2 protein-coding genes are annotated in these 1445 nt (G+C 48.1%); both read left to right on the forward strand.

Going from position 1 to position 1445, the window contains the following annotated elements; translation table 11 throughout:
• On the forward strand, positions 1-252 hold a 252-nt coding region (locus QUA45_RS28780; protein ID WP_333223352.1), incomplete at its 5' end, for a type I restriction-modification system subunit M N-terminal domain-containing protein.
• Positions 253-315: 63 nt separating this feature from the next.
• On the forward strand, positions 316-1445 hold a 1130-nt coding region (locus QUA45_RS28785; RefSeq protein WP_333223354.1), incomplete at its 3' end, for an N-6 DNA methylase.

The following is a 1445-nucleotide window of genomic DNA, read 5'->3' on the forward strand; positions in this document are numbered from 1 at the left end:
AACCCGATGGATTCCATCGAACAATTCTCCTATCTGCTATTCCTCAAACGCCTAGACGACGCTGAGAACCAGCGCGAGAAACAGGCAAAACGCCGCAATCAACCGTTTGAAACGCAAATTAACCCAGAATTGCGGTGGTCGCACTGGATTAACTTTAAGGCAGATCAGGCTCTCAAGCATCTTCGCGATCGCGTTTTTACCTGGTTGCGGACGGCGGGGACTGAGGGGAGTTCTTTTGAGCGATATATGTAGAATGCTGAGTTTAAAATCAGCAAACCTGCGACGCTGATAGAAGTCTGCAACTTGATTGATGAGATGAAAATCTCGGAACAAAATCAGGATGTTCAGGGCGATTTGTACGAATATCTCCTAAGTAAACTCAATAGTGCGGGACGTAACGGACAGTTTCGCACGCCTCGCCATATTATCCGCATGATGGTGCAGATGGTTGACCCGAAACCGAAGGAACGAATCGGGGATTTGGCGGCGGGGACTTGTGGGTTTTTGGTGAATGCCTACGAGTACATTTTAGAACAGCACAGCGAACCGGATGAGAAAGGAAAACGGCAGTTAATCGGAGATTTACTCAGCGACGAAGAACGGGAGTTTCTGCAAACAGAAGCTATTACTGCATACGATAATGATTCTGGCATGACGATGTTGCGGATTGGGTCGATGAACCTGATGCTGCACGGGATTAAGCATCCCCGCTTTTTCTACATGGATACGCTTTCTAAATCCTTTGAGGATCAGAAAAGCTTGGATGTGGTGCTGATGAATCCCCCGTTTAAGGGGAAGATGGATGAGTCGGATATTAACCCCACGCTGCCAACGAAGTGCAAGAATACAGAACTGCTATTCTTGCATCTGATTCTGCGGGTGTTGGATATGGGGGGACGCTGTGCGGTAATTGTACCGGATGGGGTGCTGTTTGGTTCGAGTAACCAACACCAGGAAATTCGGAAAAAGCTGATTGAATCTAATCGACTGGATGGGGTGGTGTCGATGCCTTCTGGGGTGTTTAAACCCTATGCGGGTGTTTCGACGGCCGTACTGTTATTTACTCGCGGCGGTACGACGGACAAAATTTGGTTTTACGATATGGATCATGATGGGTTTTCGCTGGATGATAAGCGGCAACCTGTTGCGGAGAATGATATCCCGGATATTCTCACCTGTTGGAATAATCGGTTTGATGCTGATTTCACGACGCAAAAAGCAGAACGCCTGAGAGTGTTAAAATTGCAGATTGCACCCTTGAAGGCTGAACGGTTGATCATGCACAAGGAAATCAATCGCCTGACGTTTGAGAATGCTGTTGCACCCGCCGATGATGAGCCAACCCGCCTCGCTTTGGAAACAGATAGGCAACGACTGGCACAACTGCAGGAGCAAATAGCACCCCTGCAAGCGGAAATCAATCAATTGAATCGCCAGTTTTGGGT

Origin of the sequence: Microcoleus sp. Pol12A5, assembly GCF_036701435.1 — a bacterium.
In the GTDB taxonomy this organism is placed as follows: Bacteria; Cyanobacteriota; Cyanobacteriia; order Cyanobacteriales; family Microcoleaceae; genus Microcoleus.